Raw genomic sequence first — 18622 nt, 5'->3', positions numbered from 1 at the left:
GGGAACCATGAACCCCGCCCATGCCACCGCCGACCATGTCTTCACCGTTCCCCTGAACCACGCCGCTCCGGACGGGCCGGCCATCGAGGTCTTCGCCCGTGAGGTCGTCGACCCGGTCCGTGCCGGGGAGAAACTGCCCTGGCTGCTGTATCTGCAGGGCGGACCCGGCGGCAAGTCGCCCCGCCCGTCAGCCGGTTCGCCCAGCTGGCTGGCACACGCCCTGAAGACCCACCGGGTGCTGCTGCTCGACCAGCGCGGCACCGGCCGCTCCGCTCCCGTCACCGCCCGCGGCGCGGCCCGGTTCGCCGACCCGGCACAGCTGGCCCCGTACCTGGCCTTCTTCCGCGCCGACTCCATCGTCGACGACGCCGAGCTGATCCGCCGTGAACTGTGCGGCGACGAACCATGGGAGACGCTCGGCCAGAGCTATGGCGGCTTCCTGACCCTCACCTATCTCTCCCGCGCACCGCACGGGCTGAAGGCGTGCTACGTCGCGGGCGGACTGCCCGGTCTCACCGCGACCGCCGACGAGGTCTATGCCCGCACCTACCCCCGGGTGCGGGACCGGGTCCTGGAGCACTACGACCGCTATCCGCAGGACGCGGACCGGCTCCGCCGCATCGCCGGACTCCTCGCCCGCACCGAGGTGCGGCTGCCCGACGGCGACCGCCTCACCGTCCGCAGGCTGCGCACCCTCGGACTCGCGCTCGGCATGGGCGACGGCTTCGAGCGCCTGCACTGGCTGCTGGACGAAGCCCTCGACCAGCACGGCGAACTGACCGACACCTTCCGCTACCAGGTCATGGCGCTGACCGGCTTCATGGACAACCCGCTCTTCGCCGTGCTGCAGGAGTCCATCTACGCCCAGGGCGGCAAGCCCGCCGGCTGGGCGGCGGACCGTGCTCTGGCGGGCTTCCCCGCATTCGCCGAAGACGCCGATCCGCTGCTGCTCACCGGAGAGATGATCTACCCCTGGATGTTCCAGGAGATCGCGGGCCTGCGACCCTTCGCGGACGCCGCCGGCCTGCTCGCCGAACGCACCGACTGGCCGGCGCTCTACGACCCCTCCCGGCTGGCCGCGAACCAGATCCCTCTCGCCGCGATCGTCTACCACGACGACATGTACGTGGACGCGGGACTCTCGCTGCGCACCGTGCGCGAGGTGGGAGCCGCCCGCGCCTGGGTGACCAACGAGTGGGAGCACGACGGCATCTCGGCCTCCGGCGGCCGCGTGCTGGCCCGCCTCATGGACCTGGCCGCAGGCCGCGCTTGACCCCCGCCCCCATCGCCCTCCCCTCCCCCCGACCCCAAGGAGCCACCATGCCCGCTCTGCCGACCCGCTCACGCTCTGTGGCCGCGGCCCTCGCGCTCGCCGCCTGCCTCTCCGTACCGGCGACCGCGACAGCGCAACCCGCGGGGCCGGCCGCGTCGCCCTCCCCGGCCGCCGACTGCGCACTGCCCGGCCGGACCGGCTGGACCGACGAAGGCCATGACACCGACAGCCGCCAGTTCCAGCCCGCCACCGGAAAGCGGCGGGTCCTCACCCTCTTCGCGGACTTCCCCGACGCCCCGGCCACCGAGGCCACCCAGGTCTACGCTGACCATCTCGCGCCCGCGGCCACATGGCTGAGGACCGCCAGCCACGGCCGTCTCCGGCTGCAGATGACGTCCCTGCACCGCTGGATCCGCATGCCCCAGGACTCGACCTCGTACGGCTTCGAGCGCGGCCTGACCTTCGAGACCCACGAGCGGTACGTACGCGACGCCATCGCCGCGGCCGACCCGTACGCCGACTTCTCCCGCTACGACATGGTGTACATCGTCCCCACCCGGAAGGCGACCGCGATCCCCTTCTCGCCGACGTACCTCTACGACCCGGCCGCCCCCGGAGTGGAGGCCGACGGCGCCCGGCTGAAGTGGGCCGTCACCTTCGGCCAGGACATGTGGCGCTGGGGCCACAAGGTCGTCGCCCATGAGACCGGCCACACCTTCGGCCTGCCCGACCTGTACGCCTTCACCGGCGACACCCACGGCTTCGCCGGCGGTTGGGACGTCATGGGCGATATCGCGGGCCGGGCCCCGCAGTTCCTCGGCTGGCACTCCTGGAAGCTCGGCTGGACCCGTGACCGTCAGGTCGCCTGCGTCACCGGGCCCGAGCGGCGGACCGTCAGGCTGACCCCTGTGGAACGCCCCGGCGGCACCAAGATCGCGGTGATCCGCACCGGTGAGACGACGGCGTACGTCGCCGAGTCCCGCCGTGCCCTGCGCAACGACGAGGCGGCCTGCTCTGCCGGTGTCCTCATCTACCGTGTCGACTCCGCGACCCCGACCGGCGAGGGGCCCGTCCGCGTCGTCAACGCCAACCCGTACGCCGAGCCGCCCGCCGGCTGCACCTCCCTGGACATGGCCGCGTTCGCTCCCGGCCAGTCCTTCACCGACCCGGACACCGGGGTCCGCATCGACGTCCTGCGCGGCGGCCGGTCCGGGGATGTGATCAGGGTCCTCGGCAGCTGACGGACGAGCCTGTGCCGCCCGGCCCCGCCCGCCCCCGTGAGCCACACGGCTGCACCAGGGCGGCGGGGCCGTCGTCGCTCACCCGGTGAGCGCCCCGACTACCGGTGGCGGGCCGCCAGGGACAGCAGTTCGTCCACGGGCCACTGGTCGTCGGCGCGCCGCCCGTACTTGACCTCGCGTATGAGCCCGTCCGGCCCGATGAGGAAGTCCGCGGGGAGGCCGAGGGCCCCGCCCGGCCCGGGGGCGGACGGCATGCGGGTGAAGGCTACGCGGAAGAAGGCGGGCCACGCGCGCGGATCGAGCAGCGCCCGCGGCGACGACTCCACGCCGAAGGCGGCGTACAGCGACTTGCCCGGGTCGGCGACGGCCGGAAAGGGCAGGTCGCCCTGGTGCGGGAGCATCGACTCGGCGGTGGAGTGGAACACGGCCACCTCGCGGATACCCGCGGCCCTGATCTCCTGGTGCCGCCGGGCCACGGACCTGAGGTGCAGATTGCACACGGGGCACCCCGCGAAGCGCCGGAACTGCAGATGCACCAGGGCGGCGGGGTCGGGAACGCGCAGGCGCTCGGACGTGATCGTCGTCAGTATCCGGGGTGCGACGGCGTCTCCGGGCGTCAGCCGGGGCGTCGGACGGTCGCCACGGCGGAAGGTGCGGGACGCGGTGCTCATGCTGCCTCCTGAGCGAGCCTCGGCCAGGGGGAGCCCTGGGGGGCGAGCGCCGCGAGGGTCTCCCGCACGGCGGTGCGCCAGTTCTTCGCCGGAGCGTAGCCGAGTTTGCGCGCAGCGTGGTCGTTGGGGCAGTGCCAGTCCTCGGCCACGTGGACCAGGGAACGCGTCAGAAACGGCGAGGAGCCGGGGAGTACGGGATGCAGGGCCTCCATGAGCTGGCCGAAGGCGTACCCCGCGCGGTAGGGGACGCTGAAGCGCGGCGCGGGCAGCCCGGTTTCGTCGGCGATGAACTCCAGCACCTCGCGCATGGTGGGGAATTCGGGTCCGCAGATGTTGAACGACTCATAGGGGTCCAGTCCTTCGGCGAGCGCCGCCAGGGCCATGCCCTGCCCGAGGTCGGTGTCGGCGACGAGCGCCAGCCGGCTGCGCCCGCCCGCGAGCCACGGCACCAGCCGGGTGCGCAGCCGCGGCACCAGTGCCGGCACCATGCCGAGGGAGTTTCCGGCGCCGACGAAGTGACCGAGCCGCAGGGTGACCATCTCGGTGCCGCGTCCGCTGGTCTCCCGCATATGGAGGTCGAGGTCGATCAGCCGGTCCGCGTGCGGCCAGAAGCCCGTGTAGCGCATGGGGGAGAAGTCGTCCACGGGGCCGCCGTCCTGTGACGGGGTGCCGATCGCCACGGTCGAGGCGAGGACAAAGCGGCGGACGCCTGCCGCGCGCGCCTGGTCGACGAGGTCGACGGCCGGTTCCAGGAAGTGGCTGCGCTCCTGGTCGGCATGGCCCCAGAAGGCGCCCCAGGTGCCGGCGTGGCAGACCACGTCCACCCCGCGTACGACGGCACGGCGGTAGTCGGCGTCCAGCAGGTCGCCCGCGCGGACCTCTCCGGTGAAGCCGGAGGGAAGGCGGGCGGGGGTGCGGCAGGCGGCCACCGGTTCGGCCCGCGGATGCGCCGCAAGGGCGTGCAGCACCTGTCCGCCGAGGAACCCGGTCGCTCCGGTGACGAGCACCCGGGTCTTGCGGGTCGTGTTGTCGTTGTTGCCGTCGTTCGTCGTCACAAGTCGGCTCCGCTGGTCTCGGGTCGGGTACGGAGGGATGGCGGTCGGCTCAGAGCGTGGTCAGCCACTGCCGGAGCCGCTCGGCCTCGCCCTGGACGAAGTCGGGGTCGCCGAAGGTGTGGGTCAGCAGGCTCGCTCCCTGGAGCGCCGACAGCAGATGTACGGCGAGGTCGCGCGATTCATCGCCCTTCCCCAGGGCGCGGAACCGGTCCGTGAGCCAGGTGAGGATGCCGGTGAACAGGCCTCCGGCGTTCTCGGCCAGCGGTCCGCCGTCCTTGCCGAGCTCGCCGCAGAGCGTTCCGATCGGGCAGCCGCTGCGGGCCAGGGACGCCCGGTTGTCGAGGGTCATGGTGATGAAGGCGTCCAGTTCGGCGCGGGGGTCGCCGGGCGACTCCCATGCGCGGCGCAGGCCCTCCTGACGTGTGGCCTGCTCTTCGATCAGCGCCCGGCCGAGCTCGTCCTTCGTCTTGAAGTAGTAGTAGACGTTGCCCAGGGGGACGTCCGCTTCACGGGCGATGTCCGCCAGCGTCGTGCGGTGGAAGCCCTGTTCATGCACCAGCTTCACCGCGGACTGCACCAGGCGGCTGCGCTTTCCGGTCTGTGCTCGATCCATGTTAGTCAGTTAACTAACTAACTGGTGCGGTGTCAACGCCCCGCCGCAGCCGGGGCGTTGCCGGGCGAGTACTCCGCGAGCAGCAGGGCGATGTCGTCAGCGCGGTCGGCGGAGCGCCGGGCTTTGACCAGGAGCCGGTCGGCGAGTTCGTCCAGGGTGCTCGCGCTGGTGTGGGCCAACGCGGTGCGGAGGCGGTCGATTCCCACGTCGATGTCGGCGCCGACCTCCTCGACCAGGCCGTCCGTATAGAGGGCGAGCACCGAGTCGGGCGGCAGTTCCAGCTCTGTCTCCGGGTAGTCGGCCGCAGGGTCGGCGCCGAGCAGCGCCCCGGTCTCCAGGTGCACCACCCGTGTCGTTCCGTCGGCGCTGCGGAGGAGCGGCGGGCAGTGTCCGGCGCGCACGGCCACCGCCGTTCCCGTGTCGGAGTCGAACTGGAGGTAGCAGCAGGAGGCGAGGAGCTCGGTGTCGAGGTCCCCGAGGAGCCGGTTCGTTCCGGCGACCACTTCGCCGGGCCGCTTGCCGGCGCCGACGAAGGCCCGCACCACGCTGCGCAGTTGTCCCATCGTCGCAGCGGCGGCGACGCTGTGCCCCTCGACGTCCCCGATGACCAGGGAGGCTCCATGCGGAGTCTTGATCACGTCGTACCAGTCGCCGCCGATGTCCATGCCGCCGGTCCCGGGCAGATAGCGGCCGGTGATGCGGACGTCCGGGACGGCGGGCAGCCGGTGCGGGAGGAGGGCGTGCTGGAGGCCGCGGGCGACGGCGAACTCCTCGTCGTAGAGCCGCGCCCGCTCCAGCGCCTGGGCGATCAGCCCGCCGAGCGCGCTGAGGATGCCGCGCTCGTTCGCGGTGAAACGGCGGTTCTCGTCAAAACCGAGTACGCAGGTGCCGACGGGGCGGCTGGAGGCGATCAGAGGGATGTAGACCCAGGAGTGCACACCGCCCGTGGGGGTTCCGGGATAGGCCGCGGCGAGGTCCTGCTGCGACTCGATGAACAGGGGCATGCGGGAGGTCAGCGCCTCTGTCCCGGGCAGATGGGCGTACAGCGGCGCCCCTTCCAGCCAGTCCAGGAACCCCGCGTCGTGATCCGCGTGGCCCGCCAGGTGCATACGGCCCTCCCGGACCACGAAGATCGCCGTGTGCCGGCCGCCGAAGGCGGGCAGCAGCTGATCCGCGACGACCTCGCAGACCTGCTGGGACGTCACCGCCTCGGTCAACCCGCTGCCCAGCTGCAGTACGTGGTAGATGGCGCCCAGACGCGCGGGTTCCGCCGAAGGGGAGGGCTCGGCGGCCTGCGTCGTCGAAGGCGGAGCGGGACTGCCCCTGCCGGTCACCTTCACGGTCACGCCGTCCGCGGCCGGGAAGAGCGTGAAGGCGAGCCACTGGTCGGGCGGTCGGCAGGCCAGGAAGGAGGTGGACTGCTGGGACACCACGGTGGCCCGGTGCCGGTCCTCGTACGCGGGATCGGACAGCCATGGCAGCACGTCCCACAGGCACCGCCCGAGGACGTCCTCGACGTCGACGTGGAGGAGCTGTTCGAAGCCGCGGTTGGCGTAGGTGAGCCGTCCGTCCGGGTCGAGTGAGGCCACACCGTCGCCGAGCCGTTCGACGGCGGCGAGAGCCCGGCTGCCCGCCCCCGGGTCCAGGACGGCGCCGACGAGGTGCCGGCGCCCCTCCCCGTCCCCGGTCTGCGGCACGCGGCCCCAGATCTCGACGGGGCGCATCCTGCCGTCGTGCCCCCGGACCCGCAGACGCTGTGCCGACGCCCGGCCCTCCTCCTCCGCGTTCCGGGCCACGGCGTGGAAGTCGCCGAGATCCGCGGGGTGGATGCGGGACTCGAGGGTTTCGGCGCGTCCGTCGAACTCCTCGGGCGTGAGACCGAAGATCGCGCACAGTTCGTCGTCCCCCGCGAGGGCGCCGGTGCCGAGGTGCCAGTCGAAGAGGCCGACCCGCACGCCTGACGGGGACGCCGCCGGAACCTCGATGGGGATGGTGCGCGCGTCCGGTGCGGGGAGTTCACCGCGGGCCTCCAGCACGGCGAGCGAGGAACCGAGTCGGTTGGCCACCCGGCGCAGATGCCGCAGCTGGGTCTTCGACAGCCCCGCGGTCCCGGGCGGCGCGGGCCATACGACGGCCAGCGCGCCGAGGATGTCGGACCCTGCCCGCACCGGCACCGAGGCCGAGCCGTACGCGTATGGCACCGCCATCGCCAGCTGCGGGAACCGCTGTGCCGTCTCGTCCGCGTCGGCCAGATGCACGGTCCGTCCCGAACGGTAGGCCGCTGCGACCGGAATCCCGCTGGTCACGGGGATCAGCCGCCAGCCCCCCAGCAGCGACGGGGGTGTCCCGCACGCCGCCACGAGCACGATCGCGCTCCCGTCGCCCGACCGGAGGAAGACGCTGGAGGCGTGGGCGGACGTCTCCTGGACCGCACTGACCACGGCGGCGGAAAGCAAGGCGTCGCTCTTCGGCCGGTCACGGGCGACTCGCCGCCCGGCGCTTTCCGTCGACCCATGCCGACCCATACATCTGCCATACCCCCGTGTGTCGAAGGGTGTCAAGGCGTGATCGCTGCCGCGGTCTCACCCCACGGCCACCTCCGCCCACCGGCCCGTCCCGCCGAGGTGCTCGCGTACGCCGCACCGGGCCGACAGCGCCGTGACGATGCCGATGCCCCGGCCGTGCTCGTCCGGGTCCTGCTCGAGCGCCGACAGCCCGGCCGGGGCGGCGGGCCCCATGTCGGTGACCTCGACGCGCACGGCCCGGCGTCTGTCCGCCGAGACCCGCGACAGCCGCAGCGTCGCGGGGGGCAGTGCGTGGACGACCGCATTGGTGAGCAGCTCCGAGGCCAGCAGGAGCACGTCCTCGGCGGCGTCCGCGGACAGGCGCCAGTCGGCGAGGACCGCGCGTACCCGACGGCGTACGGCCGGGACGGCCCCGGGGGTGTGCGGCAGCGAGAAGATGTACTCGGCTTCCTCGCGAAGCGCTGTGTCCTCGCGAAGCGCTGCGTTCTTGCGAAGCGCTGTGTCCTCGCGAGGCGCTGTGTCCTCGCGGAGTGCCGGACCGGGCCGCGTTGCTGTCATTGCCCCTCCTCCCGGAGCTGTCGGCCGGCTGAAAGCCGGACGTGTTGGAACGCTAGGGACAAAAGCGCGGCCGGTCAATGAACGGGGGTCGGCATTGTCGAACGCTGGTCTATGTCGGATATCGGACGTACCATCGCCTCATGGTCGGCCCTGTCCAGTCCATAGAACGGGCGGCCGCGATCCTGCGACTGCTCGCCGCCGGCCCCCGTCGGCTGGGGCTTGGCGAGGTGGCGTCATCGCTGGGGCTGGCCAAAGGCACCGCGCACGGCATTCTGCGCACCCTCCAGCACGTGGACTTCGTGGAGCAGGACCCGGCGACCGGCAAGTACCAGCTCGGGGCGGCGCTGCTCCATCTCGGCACCAGCTACCTCGACGTCAACGAGCTGCGGTCGCGCTCCATCAACTGGGCCGACGCCCTGGCCGCCCGCAGCGGCGAGGCCGTCCGCCTGGGTACGCCCCTGGAGGGCGAGGTGCTCATCGTGCACCACGTCTTCCGGCCGGACGACACCCTCCAGACCCTGGATGTGGGGGCGCTGCTCCCGTTGCACGCCTCCTCGCTCGGCAAGGTCCTGCTGGCGTTCGGGGCCGCGCCCCTCGACCCCGTGCTGCAGTCGGGTCCGGAGGCGTACACCAGGCACACCCTGGTGCTCCCCGAGGACCTCAACCGGGCTCTCGACGAGATCCGGGAGATCGGCTGGGGCGCCGAGGTCCAGGAGATGAGCATGGGGGACGCCGGAGTCGCCGCGCCGATCCGGGGGCACGGCGGCCTGGTGGTGGGCGCGATCGGAGTGTCCGGCCCGGTCGAGCGGCTGTGCGACGACAAAGGCCGGCCACGTCCGGCCCTGATCACCTTGCTCCGGGAGGCGGCACGGGCGATTTCCAGGGACCTCGGCGCGACGCGCTGGTAGGTCCGGCAGTTTCGCGACCCATCGGAAGGCAGGCCCGACCATGGTTGCTCGGTATGTGATGTCCATCGACCAGGGCACCACCTCCACACGATGCATCCTGTTCGACCACCGGGGGCGACTGGCGTCGGTCGCGCAGCGGGAGCACCGCCAGCACTTCCCCCGGCCCGGCTGGGTCGAGCACGACGCCACCGAGATCTGGCGCAACCTCCAGCGCGTGGTCCCCGAAGCGCTGTCCAACGCCGGCATGGACGCCGGACAGGTCGCGGCCATCGGGATCGCCAACCAGCGCGAGACGACCGTGCTCTGGGACCGGCGGACCGGCTCCCCGCTGGGCAGGGCGATCGTCTGGCAGGACACCCGCACCGCTCCGCTCGTCGACGAGCTGAGAGGCCGGCCCGGAGACGAGTACTTCCTCGAACGCTGCAGCCTTCCCCCCTCGACCTACTTCTCCGCGCCCCGGATCCGCTGGCTGTTCGACCACGTCGACGGGCTGGAGCGGCGTGCCAGGGACGGCGAGGTGCTCTTCGGCACGATGGAGAGCTGGCTGATCTGGAATCTCACCGGCGGACCCGACGGGGGCCTGCACATCACCGACGCCACCAACGCCAGCCGCACCATGCTCGCCAACATACGCACGCTGACCTGGGACGGGGAGCTGCTTGACTTCTTCGGGGTCCCGCGTTCGATGCTGCCGGAGATCCGGTCCTCGGCCGAGATCTACGGCGAGGCCCGCACGGTGCTCCCGGGCGTGCGGATCACGGCCGCCCTCGGCGATCAGCAGGCGGCCCTGTTCGGGCAGACCTGCTTCTCGCCGGGCGAGGCGAAGTGCACATACGGGACCGGCAGTTTTCTGCTGATGAACACCGGCACCGACCTCGTGCGTTCCCGGCACGGGCTCCTCACCACCGTCGCGTACAAGATCGCGAACCAGCCGGCGGTCTACGCACTGGAAGGCCCGATCGCCGTCACCGGCTCGCTGGTCCAGTGGTTCCGGGACCGTCTGGGCCTGATCAGCAGCGCGCCCGAGATCGAGACCCTGGCGCGCAGCGTCGAGGACAACGGCGGCTGCTATATCGTCCCCGCGTTCTCCGGCCTGTTCGCCCCCCACTGGCGCAGCGACGCCCGCGGCGTCATCGTCGGCCTCACCTCGTACATCACCAAGGGGCATCTGGCCCGGGCCGTTCTGGAGGCCACCGGCTGGCAGACGCGGGAGGTCGTGGACGCCGTGAACGCCGATTCCGCGCTCGCCCTCAAGCAGCTCAAGGTGGATGGGGGCATGACATCCGACAACCTGCTCATGCAGTTCCTGGCCGACGTGCTCGACGTTCCCGTGGTGCGGCCCCTGGTCGCCGAGACCGTGTCGCTCGGCGCCGCCTACGCCGCGGGCCTGGCGGCCGGCTACTGGCCGGACATGGAAGTCCTGCGCGGCAACTGGCACCGGGCAGCCCAGTGGCTGCCGGCCATGGACCCCGAGCGCCGGGAGTGGGAGTACGACTGCTGGAAGCGGGCCGTCGAGCGGTCCCTGGGGTGGGTCCGGCCGGCGAAAGGCTCCTGACGAGCGTGTATCCGCGTCCTGTCCCGCGTCCCGGCCGGGGATGTGATCACCACGGTCGCGACGGGGTCAGGGCGCGCGCCCCGGCGTCGTGCCGAACGCTTGGAGTTCCACGCACGGCTCCGCCGTCGGGCAGCGCGCGGTGACATGCACGCTGTGCACTCCTCTGACGGGACTGATCGGCACCGAGACATCGGATGCCGCTCCGCCGGAGTCGGGGACGATCCGCGCCAGCGGCGGTCGTTCCGGGGCGTCCAGAGTCAGCTCGATCCAGGCGCCGCCGCCCGGCGGCCCGGTGAGCCTGGCCCGGGCGAAGCCGTCACCGCCGGCCGCGAAGTCGACCCGCTCATAGCGCAGGACGGAGGAGTTTCCCAGCACGCGGCTGCCGGATGCGTCGCCGGCACGGGCGCCCTGCTGCGAGGTGTGGGCTTCGGCCGGGACGGGAAAGCGGGCGGAGAGCGCGGGAGGACCCGGAGACTGCCGCGGGGGCGGACTCTTTGGTGCGGCTTCCGGCTCCGATGCCGACGGCGGCGGCGTCCCCGGTCCGCTGCGCTGGTCGCAGGCGGAGAGCGCGAACATGCCCGCGACCACCCCGGCCAGAAAGCCGGCGATCGCGAGAGCGGCAGGAGAACGGCCGGGACGGCGCCGGGAGAGCACCGCCCGCAGGCCGTCGCAGCGGCCTGTGGCGGCCCCGGCGGTCCGGGCGGCCCGGGCGGTCCGGCGCAGCGCCGACGGCCTCGCCGGGGCCTGAGCGTCCGTCCGCTCCAGCAGTCTCGCAAGGAACGGCGGGTCGCCCAGCGGCACGGGAAAGGCGGCCTTCGCACGCAGGTACTCCCGTCCGGGCCACCATCCGAGCAGACGCACCGGCAGCTGCGCCGCGAGCCGTTCGTCGAGCCGTACGAGGTCCTTGTAGACGTTCCGGCAGCCAGGACACGCGCTGAGATGGTTCGCGGCCGCTTCGTCGGGCCGCTCTCCGGGCTGCGCCTGCAAGCGCTTGAACAACTCCCTGCAGTCCGGGCGCTCCAGCCGCTCCAGATACAGGTCGGCACGGAATGCGCGGAGCACCCCCAGGGCCCGCTCGCACGCCTCCGGAATCTCATGACGCGCCAGCCCGGTGATGCGCGCCGTCAGGGCCGGGTCATCCCCTTCCACGACCGAGTGCCACAGCAGGCGCCGAGTGGCGGCCGGAAGACGCTCGTACGCGAGAGCGAGCTGGCCGTCCTCGCCCCACGGCCACTGTGATCCCGCCGCGACCCACTGCCGGAAGCGCCGGGACAGGGCATGGGGCTCCCGGTGCCAGCGATCGACCGCAGCGGTGCGGACCATCCCCAGCAGCTGCGGGCGCAGGCACCCCGGATGACGCCCCTCGACGAAGGACTCTCCGGACGAGGTCTGCTGGAGCAGACGTGCGAAGACGCTCGAGGTCACCTCCTGGGCGTCAAGCGGGCCCGACATGCACTGGGAGGCGTAGGCCTGCACGGCGGCGTAGTGGCGGCGGTAGAGATACCGAAAGGATCCGGTCTGTCCCCTGCGTAAGGAGATCAGCAACGCGGCGTCGGAGAGCGGGCGTTGCGGCGGACGCGAGCCCAAGAGCAGGTGCACGGAGAAACCTTCCACTCGGTCGGCGGCGGCAGCTGTACGCCGGTATGTGCCTGGTGCGGGCTTTACCCGGCCGATTCAGAAGCCGACGGGCCGGCCAGCACATAGACCGGCTGATCCGGGCGAATCTTCATGCCGTCGAGGAGATAGCGCAGCCTTGGCGCGTGGTAGTAATTGTGAGTGAGCGTCAATGGTTCTGCCTGTTTGAGTTCTGGATCGTATCCGGGGCATGTCGGGCACCAGTTGAACATTCCGAGCTGCATGTTGAACCACGGCTTACTGACGTCCCGTTCAGTACGCAGCAGGTAACTGATCTCACCTTCGGCCAACGCCGCGTCCAGGCTGAATTTCTGCCCTTCGCCGTTTTCGCGGCAGGGAGCCATCCTGACAGGAAAGAAAGCGGCGTTGTTGACGATTTTCCGGACGCCTGCGGTGTAGTCCACGCACTGTCCGGTGGCCGCGTTGCGCAGCAGCCTGTGGTTCTTCGCTCCATGGAACGACACGGCCTGCCAGAGCTGCTCCTCGCCGCCGTCGCAGGCCCTCTGGACAACTGACGCGGCGGCAGGCTCGACGCATTGCGTACCGACTCCCAGACTGCGGAGAGGGCCGGACCAGATGATCGTTCCCGGGACCTTGGACTCGGTCGTGCGAGGCGCCGGGGGCGGAGTGGCGGGGGAGGGGGCGGAGGTGGGGGACGGGGTCCGGGAGAGCGGCCTCGGGGAGGGTGAGTCCTTCGGCTCGGCGGCGTCTAGCCGGACGGGCGGCGGATAGGGGCTGAACGTCCGGGGCGCCTCGACGGCCGCCTTCCACGGCCCGGCGGCGTTCCGGCCGTCGTCGAACGGCGAGGGCAGGAGGAACACGGTGACGCCGATGACGGCGACGATGCCCCCGGCGACGGCTCCCAGCTGGGCCGGGGAGCCTGTCGCCCGTGTCTGCCAGGCCCGGGCGACGCCGTCCGGGAGGACGCTGTCGCCCGGGCGGCCGAGTGCCGACGCCGCACCGGCTGCGCCCGCCCCGGTCTCAGCCGCCCGCGCCGCGATATAGCCCGAGCTGCCGAACAGCAGCACGCCGGCCGGCAGTTTGGCGTCAAGGCGTTCATTGAGTTCGATGAGTTCGGACAGCGCCCCCCGGCAGGGCGCGCAGTGTTCGAGGTGCCGGTCGAGGTCCCTGTTCGGCCGCCGGCCCGCCCGGCGCACCGCGGCGCCCAGCAGGGAGCTGTAGCGGCGGCACTCCTCGCTCGCCGACGCGCGCTCCGCGTGCGCGGCCAGATACGCCTCGCGGAGCCCTTCCCGCGCTCTGGCCGCCAGCGAGCCGACGCCGCTCGGGCCAAGCCCCAGCAGTGCGCCGACCGTCGAGGCGGACTCCTCCTCGACGACGGTGTGCCACAGGGCGGTCTGCCACCGCTCGGGCAGCGAGCGGAACGCCCGCAGCACGAGGCTGGAGTCCTCCAGGCGCAGGATCCGCTCCTCGGCGCTCTCTTCCCCGGCGATGCCGGGCAGGTGGTCGAGCCACTGCCCGAAGTCGGCGGACAGCTGGGTGCGGCGGTCCGTGGCCGCCCACTCCGCCGCGACACGCCGCACCACCGCGAGCAGATACGGACGCCAGGCGGCTTCCGGACCGCGTCCGGACCGCACCGCCTGCAGAGTGCGGGCAAAGGCTTCCGAGACCAGGTCCTCGGCGGTGTGCGCATCACGGCAGCAACTCCGCGCATACGAGAGGACCGCTGGGCGGTGGAGTCGATACAGCTCCTCTATCGCGATGTCGGGGGCTGTTTCCACGGCCGACGCCGCCGGTTGCGCGTCGGGGAGACGTGCATTGTCACCAACGGGCATGCGCCAGCAGAGCCTTCCCTGTTTTCCCAACGCTGCATATGCAAGAGATGTGCGGTTCTGGGCGCCGCGGACGATCGGCCGGCGGCGGTGCCGATGTGGGGGGCGGCGGGCTGTCTGAGGTGTGCAAGCGGGGGACCTCTTCTGCGCTGGGTGCGGTCGTTGCGGTGGCTGCACTTGTTCAGAGGGGCTGCCTTCATGACCCGTCCCGCCTCTTTGCTGAAACGTTATGTTGCAGTGTGGCGTCCGGACGGAACTGGCCCGGCCGTACCGCCGGGAAACGACAAATGCAGGTTCCCTGCAAATTGCCGTCCGCGATGAGCCGGGGAGAAGGGATAGCAGAAGACCCGGTGCAGCCGCACCGCCGGCGGCCGAGGCCGCCGATAGCTCAGAGCCAGTCCCTCCGCTTGAAGACGACGTACAAACTGGCACATACAATCGCCATCAGGGTGATCGCGAAGGGATAGCCGAACGCCCAGTGCAGCTCCGGCATATGGTCGAAGTTCATGCCGTAGATCGTCCCGACCAGCGTCGGGGCGAAGAGGATGGCCGCCCAGGCGGAGATCTTCTTGATCTCCTCGTTCTGCTCGAAGCCGGCCTCCGCCAGCGCCCGCATCTCCGCGTTCTGCTGCTGGGAGACCAGTGTGGCGTTGACCGTGAGGATGTCCGCCAGGGCCTGGCGGAAGCCGTCGACGCGCTCGCTGGTGTGGGTGACGTGGTCGGCGACGTCGCGGAGGTATCGCTGGAGTTCCTCGTGGGTGCCGTACTTGGCGAAGCCCGCCATCAGGCCGTTGAGCATGCCCACCAGGGGCCGGGTGGCACGCTGGAACTCGACCATCTCCCGGGCCAGTTCGTAGATGCGGCGGGAGACCGCGGGGTCGCCGCCGAAGACCTCGGTCTCGATCTCGTCGATGTCGTTCTGGACGCCCGCGACCACCGGGGCGTAGCCGTCGACCACCGCGTCGAGGATCGCGTAGAGCACCGCCTCGGGACCGAGGCTCAGGAGTTCGGGGGTCTGCTCCATACGGTGGCGAACGGCCGAGAGGTCGGGGGCCGCGCCATGGCGGACCGTGATGACGAAGTCCTTGCCGACGAAGACATGGAGCTCGCCGAAGTCGACCTCCTCCTGGGCGTCCAGATAGCGGGCGGCGCGCAGCACGGCGAAGAGGGTCTCGCCGTAGCGCTCCAGCTTGGGGCGCTGATGGGCCTCAAGAGCGTCCTCGACGGCCAGTTCATGGAGATCGAACTCCTCGGCGAGGGAGAGGATCTCCCCTTCGGTCGGGCGGTGCAGCCCGATCCACGCCATGCCGTCCGACTGGGCGCGGAGCTGGCGGAAGGTGTCCGTGAGCGAGTCCGGGGTGGAGACGCGGCGGCCGTCGCGGTACAGCGCCGCGTGCACCACGCTGTCCTGGCCGCGGCCCCCGGCCGTGCGTCCGGCGTCCGGCGCGCCGTCCCCGCCGGACGAGGGCTCGGGCGGCTCCTCTGACGAAGAGCCCGACCGGCGCCGCCAGTGCGGGAGCATCACCTGTCACCTCCGGGCCGTCGGGATCCGCGCAGGCAGGATATCCGCGGTCGGGGACGACAGGCCCGAAGCCCGGGCCCGCATCCTGACCGACGCCGACCGCCGCCAGGTCCGATTCGGCCCTGTCGCAGCGTGACCGGCTCTCTGCCCCGACCTCGGTCTCCCCGGACTCGGCCACCGCGTCTCCCGCCGCCGCCCGTCCGGCCACCCCAAGTCCGCGTGCCCCCTCTTCGTGCACCCCGAGTCCTGGCACTGCCGCTCCTGGCACTGCCACTCCGGGCACCGCCTGTCCGGCCACCGCCTGTCCGTGCACCCGCGGCGGCGGCGCCCCGGCGGTCGCACGCCCGGGAGCGCCCCCCGGCAGTGGCACTCAGCGTCTGGCCCACCCGGCGGTGCACGCCGAGCCTCACGGCAGCAGGCCCGCGCGTCGCGCGCAGACCACCGCCTCCAGTCGCGTATGCGCACCCAGCTTCCGCATCGCGGACCGCAGATAGCCCTTCACCGTCTCCGGGCGCAGCCCCAGCCGCTGCGCCGCCACCGCGTTGGTCGCACCCGATGCCACCATCGCCAGCACGTCCACCTCCCGCGGGGTCAGCGCCACCCGCAGCGGATGCGACGCCGGGGCGGCCGCGGCCGCCAGCCGCCCGCACACCGCGAGCAACTCCTCCCTCAGCGCCGGATCGGCGACCCGCGGCGCCAGGGCGCGCAGCACGCCGTGCGCCTGGCGCACCTCCTCCCAGCCGGACGCCCCCGCCGCCGGGGCGCGGGTCCTGGCCCGGGCCAGCAGGCGCTGCGCCTCGTCCCGTACGACCAGTGCCTGCTCCACATCCCGCGCCGTCGCCATCGCCGCGTCCAGGGTCCGTTCCCCCAGCGGCAGCGCCTCCCGCAGCGCGCCGTACAGCACACCCCGCACGCTCCTGCCCACCACGACGGGCACCGCCACCACCGCCCGCAGCCCTTCCGCCGCCACCGCCGCGTCGTACTCATGGCTGATGTGCCGTGCCGTGCGGTAGTCGGTCACCGCGCACGGCCGCGACAGCGCCATCGACTTGCCGCCCAGGCCGTTCCCGCTGTACACGCCGAGCCCGCGCAGCGCCCCGGTCGCCGCGCCGCTCAACTCGGCTATGCGCAGCGTTCCGGCCGTGCCCGCGCCCGCGCCGCGTACCAGCCCGCCGAACGCCACCGGCAGCCCCGTCGTACGGCGCAGTCGCACCAGGGCGGCGCGGATCTCCGCCGACTCCTCCGGCTCGCTCACGTCAGGTCCACTCCCCGTGCTGCTCGTCGTCACCCCCCGAACGGGGGTGGTGAGACCCAGGTCACCGATTACACGATGGCGGGGCGCCGTCCGGCAATGAGCCCGCCCGCCCACGCACCTGCCCGCCCACGCACCTGCCCGTCGGCGTACCTGCTCGCCCACGCGCCCGCCCACGCCGCCCCGCGGGCCATGCGCAGCTCTTCTTTTCAGTCGTCCGCGTGAACGTGGGCAGCTGGTAGTCGTTGTCGTTGAGGGGCAGTGCCGGTAGAGGAGAGAGCTATGCGGGTACCGATGACCATCACGGACTTCCTGGACAGGGCGGAGCTGGGGTTCGCTTCCAGCCCCGGCGTGGTCGACGAGCCGGACCAGCCGGCGCCGCCACTGCCGGAGTCGACGTATGGGCGACTCGGCGAGCGGGTGCGGGCATGGCAGGCGGGGCTGGACGCGCTTGGCGTCGGCGAGGGTGAGCGGGTGGCGGTCGTCAGCCACAACTCGGCCCGGCTGCTTGAACTGCTGTTCGCCGTGCCGATGAGCGGCCGGATCTGTGTGCCGGTCAACTTCCGCCTGAAGCCGGAAGAAGTCGAGTACGTGGTGCAGCAGAGCGGGGCGTCGGCCCTGCTCGTCGACCAGGAACTGGAGGAAGCTCTGGCCGGTGTGAAGGCACGCCACCGATTCGTCCTCGGTGAGCAGACGGACACCGAGCTGATGCGCTTCGGTGCGGAGCCCCGCCCGTGGGCACAGCCGGACGAGGACGCCACCGCGACGATCAACTACACGTCGGGCACGACTGCCCGCCCCAAGGGCGTGCAGCTGACACACCGCAACATCTGGGTGAACGGTCTGACCTTTGGCCTGCACACCCGTGTGTGGGAGCGCGATGTCTACATGCACACGCTGCCGATGTTCCACTGCAACGGCTGGGGAATGCCCTATGTGATGGCCGGACTGGGGGTGAAGCAGGTGGTGCTGCGCAAGGTCGACGGCGCAGAGATCCTGCGCCGTGTTGAGGAGCAGGGCGTGACGCTCATGTGCGGCGCTCCCGCGGTCTGGAACGCGGTGCTGGATGCGGCCGCTGCATGGGAGGGGGAGATCCCGGGGCGCGACCGCGTGCGGATCGTCTGCGCGGGCGCCCCGCCGCCGAGCCGCATGATCCAGCGGATCGGCGAGGAACTGGGCTGGGAGTTCACACAGATCTACGGCCTGACCGAGACCTCGCCGCTGCTCACGTTCAACCGCACCCGCCCCGCGGACACGGAACTTCCCGCTGAGGGGCGGGCACGGAAGCTGTCCCGCGCGGGCCTTCCAGCGCTGGGCGTGAAGCTGAAGGTTTCCGACGCGGGCGAGGTCCTGGCCCGCTCGAACGTCGTACTCGACGGCTACTGGGAGAATCCGGAGGAGACGGATGCAGCGCTGGAGGGCGGCTGGTTCCACACGGGCGACGGTGGCACGTTCGACGACGAGGACGGCCACCTGACGATCTCCGACCGGAAGAAGGACGTGATCATCACCGGAGGAGAGAACGTCTCGTCGATCGAGGTCGAAGACACGATCTTCAGCCACCCCGAGGTCGCCGAGGTCGCCGTCATCGGCGTCCCGCACGAGAAGTGGGGCGAGACCATCAAGGCCCTGGTGGTCCTCGCCGAGGGAGCAACCGCGCAGGAGCCCGACATCATCGCCCACTGCAAGCAGCGCATGGCGGGCTACAAGGCCCCCACGACCGTCGAGTTCCGAGACGCCATCCCGCGTACGGCCACCGGCAAGATCCAGAAGTTCAAGCTCCGCGAACCGTACTGGTCAGGTCGCGACCGCCAAGTGAACTGACCGCTGACCGCGGCGCAGTGCCGAGGTGATTCGGCAACGGCTGCCAGCGGTGACCCTGCGGTAGCAGGCAGGGCGTTCTGATCCTGCGGCCGCCCAGCATCGCCCCGACACCTACCGCGGCCTGCTGAAACGGCTGTTCGGCCCCCGCTCCGGCCGTCACGATCCCCAAGCTGCTCGCCACGCCTTGACGGCCGGCGGCA

The 18622-nt window shown here is 71.7% G+C and carries 14 protein-coding genes; 5 read left to right on the top strand and 9 right to left on the bottom strand.

Going from position 1 to position 18622, the window contains the following annotated elements; translation table 11 throughout:
- Window positions 1-7 precede the first annotated feature (7 nt).
- Window positions 8-1273 carry an alpha/beta fold hydrolase gene (locus QCN29_RS10750; protein WP_279927589.1) on the top strand — a complete coding sequence of 422 codons (1266 nt, stop codon included), beginning with the start codon at window positions 8-10 and terminating at the stop codon, window positions 1271-1273.
- Between the two features lie 47 nt (window positions 1274-1320).
- Window positions 1321-2514 (top strand): M6 family metalloprotease domain-containing protein, encoded by a 1194-nt coding sequence (locus QCN29_RS10745; RefSeq protein WP_279927588.1) that lies wholly within the window; start codon window positions 1321-1323, stop codon window positions 2512-2514.
- A gap of 98 nt (window positions 2515-2612) precedes the next feature.
- On the opposite strand, the gene QCN29_RS10740 is transcribed toward QCN29_RS10745, so the two are convergent.
- The 5 genes from QCN29_RS10740 to QCN29_RS10720 all read right to left on the bottom strand — a co-directional run bounded on the left by QCN29_RS10740 (window position 2613) and on the right by QCN29_RS10720 (window position 7936).
- On the bottom strand, window positions 2613-3185 hold the full coding sequence (locus QCN29_RS10740; RefSeq protein ID WP_279927587.1) for a peroxiredoxin-like family protein: 573 nt from the start codon (window positions 3183-3185) through the stop codon (window positions 2613-2615).
- Window positions 3182-4240: an NAD-dependent epimerase/dehydratase family protein gene (locus tag QCN29_RS10735; protein WP_240136098.1), complete on the bottom strand. Its 1059-nt coding sequence runs from the start codon at window positions 4238-4240 to the stop codon at window positions 3182-3184. The genes QCN29_RS10740 and QCN29_RS10735 overlap by 4 nt, the downstream gene beginning before the upstream one ends.
- A 49-nt stretch (window positions 4241-4289) precedes the next feature.
- Window positions 4290-4853: a TetR/AcrR family transcriptional regulator gene (locus QCN29_RS10730; RefSeq protein WP_279927586.1), complete on the bottom strand. Its 564-nt coding sequence runs from the start codon at window positions 4851-4853 to the stop codon at window positions 4290-4292.
- A 32-nt stretch (window positions 4854-4885) separates the two neighbouring features.
- Window positions 4886-7309: a SpoIIE family protein phosphatase gene (locus QCN29_RS10725; RefSeq protein WP_279927585.1), complete on the bottom strand. Its 2424-nt coding sequence runs from the start codon at window positions 7307-7309 to the stop codon at window positions 4886-4888.
- 126 nt (window positions 7310-7435) lie between these two features.
- Window positions 7436-7936, bottom strand: coding sequence for an ATP-binding protein (locus QCN29_RS10720; RefSeq protein ID WP_279927583.1), 501 nt, complete (start codon window positions 7934-7936; stop codon window positions 7436-7438).
- A 140-nt stretch (window positions 7937-8076) separates the two neighbouring features.
- Here QCN29_RS10720 and QCN29_RS10715 point away from each other — a divergent pair, with 140 nt between their 5' ends.
- Window positions 8077-8844, top strand: coding sequence for an IclR family transcriptional regulator (locus tag QCN29_RS10715; protein WP_240136102.1), 768 nt, complete (start codon window positions 8077-8079; stop codon window positions 8842-8844).
- A 40-nt stretch (window positions 8845-8884) separates the two neighbouring features.
- On the top strand, window positions 8885-10399 hold the full coding sequence (gene glpK / locus QCN29_RS10710; RefSeq protein ID WP_279927582.1) for a glycerol kinase GlpK: 1515 nt from the start codon (window positions 8885-8887) through the stop codon (window positions 10397-10399).
- A 66-nt stretch (window positions 10400-10465) separates the two neighbouring features.
- Here glpK and QCN29_RS10705 read toward each other — a convergent pair whose 3' ends face one another.
- The 4 genes from QCN29_RS10705 to QCN29_RS10690 all read right to left on the bottom strand — a co-directional run bounded on the left by QCN29_RS10705 (window position 10466) and on the right by QCN29_RS10690 (window position 16601).
- Window positions 10466-11998 (bottom strand): hypothetical protein, encoded by a 1533-nt coding sequence (locus QCN29_RS10705; RefSeq protein WP_279927581.1) that lies wholly within the window; start codon window positions 11996-11998, stop codon window positions 10466-10468.
- A 62-nt stretch (window positions 11999-12060) separates the two neighbouring features.
- Window positions 12061-13773 (bottom strand): sigma-70 family RNA polymerase sigma factor, encoded by a 1713-nt coding sequence (locus QCN29_RS10700; RefSeq protein ID WP_279927579.1) that lies wholly within the window; start codon window positions 13771-13773, stop codon window positions 12061-12063.
- A 439-nt stretch (window positions 13774-14212) separates the two neighbouring features.
- A complete protein-coding gene (locus QCN29_RS10695; RefSeq protein WP_279927578.1) occupies window positions 14213-15346 on the bottom strand; it encodes a magnesium and cobalt transport protein CorA in 1134 nt (377 codons plus the stop codon).
- A 406-nt stretch (window positions 15347-15752) separates the two neighbouring features.
- Window positions 15753-16601: a helix-turn-helix transcriptional regulator gene (locus QCN29_RS10690; RefSeq protein ID WP_279927577.1), complete on the bottom strand. Its 849-nt coding sequence runs from the start codon at window positions 16599-16601 to the stop codon at window positions 15753-15755.
- Between the two features lie 279 nt (window positions 16602-16880).
- Between QCN29_RS10690 and QCN29_RS10685 the strand changes: the two genes are divergently transcribed.
- Window positions 16881-18422, top strand: coding sequence for an AMP-binding protein (locus QCN29_RS10685; RefSeq protein ID WP_279927576.1), 1542 nt, complete (start codon window positions 16881-16883; stop codon window positions 18420-18422).
- Window positions 18423-18622: the final 200 nt, after the last annotated feature.

The sequence above is a fragment of the Streptomyces chengmaiensis genome, from assembly GCF_029846775.1.
GTDB lineage: Bacteria > Actinomycetota > Actinomycetes > Streptomycetales > Streptomycetaceae > Streptomyces > Streptomyces chengmaiensis.
Note: the sequence above shows the minus strand (reverse complement) of the source record. Positions and strands in the feature narration are given on the sequence as shown.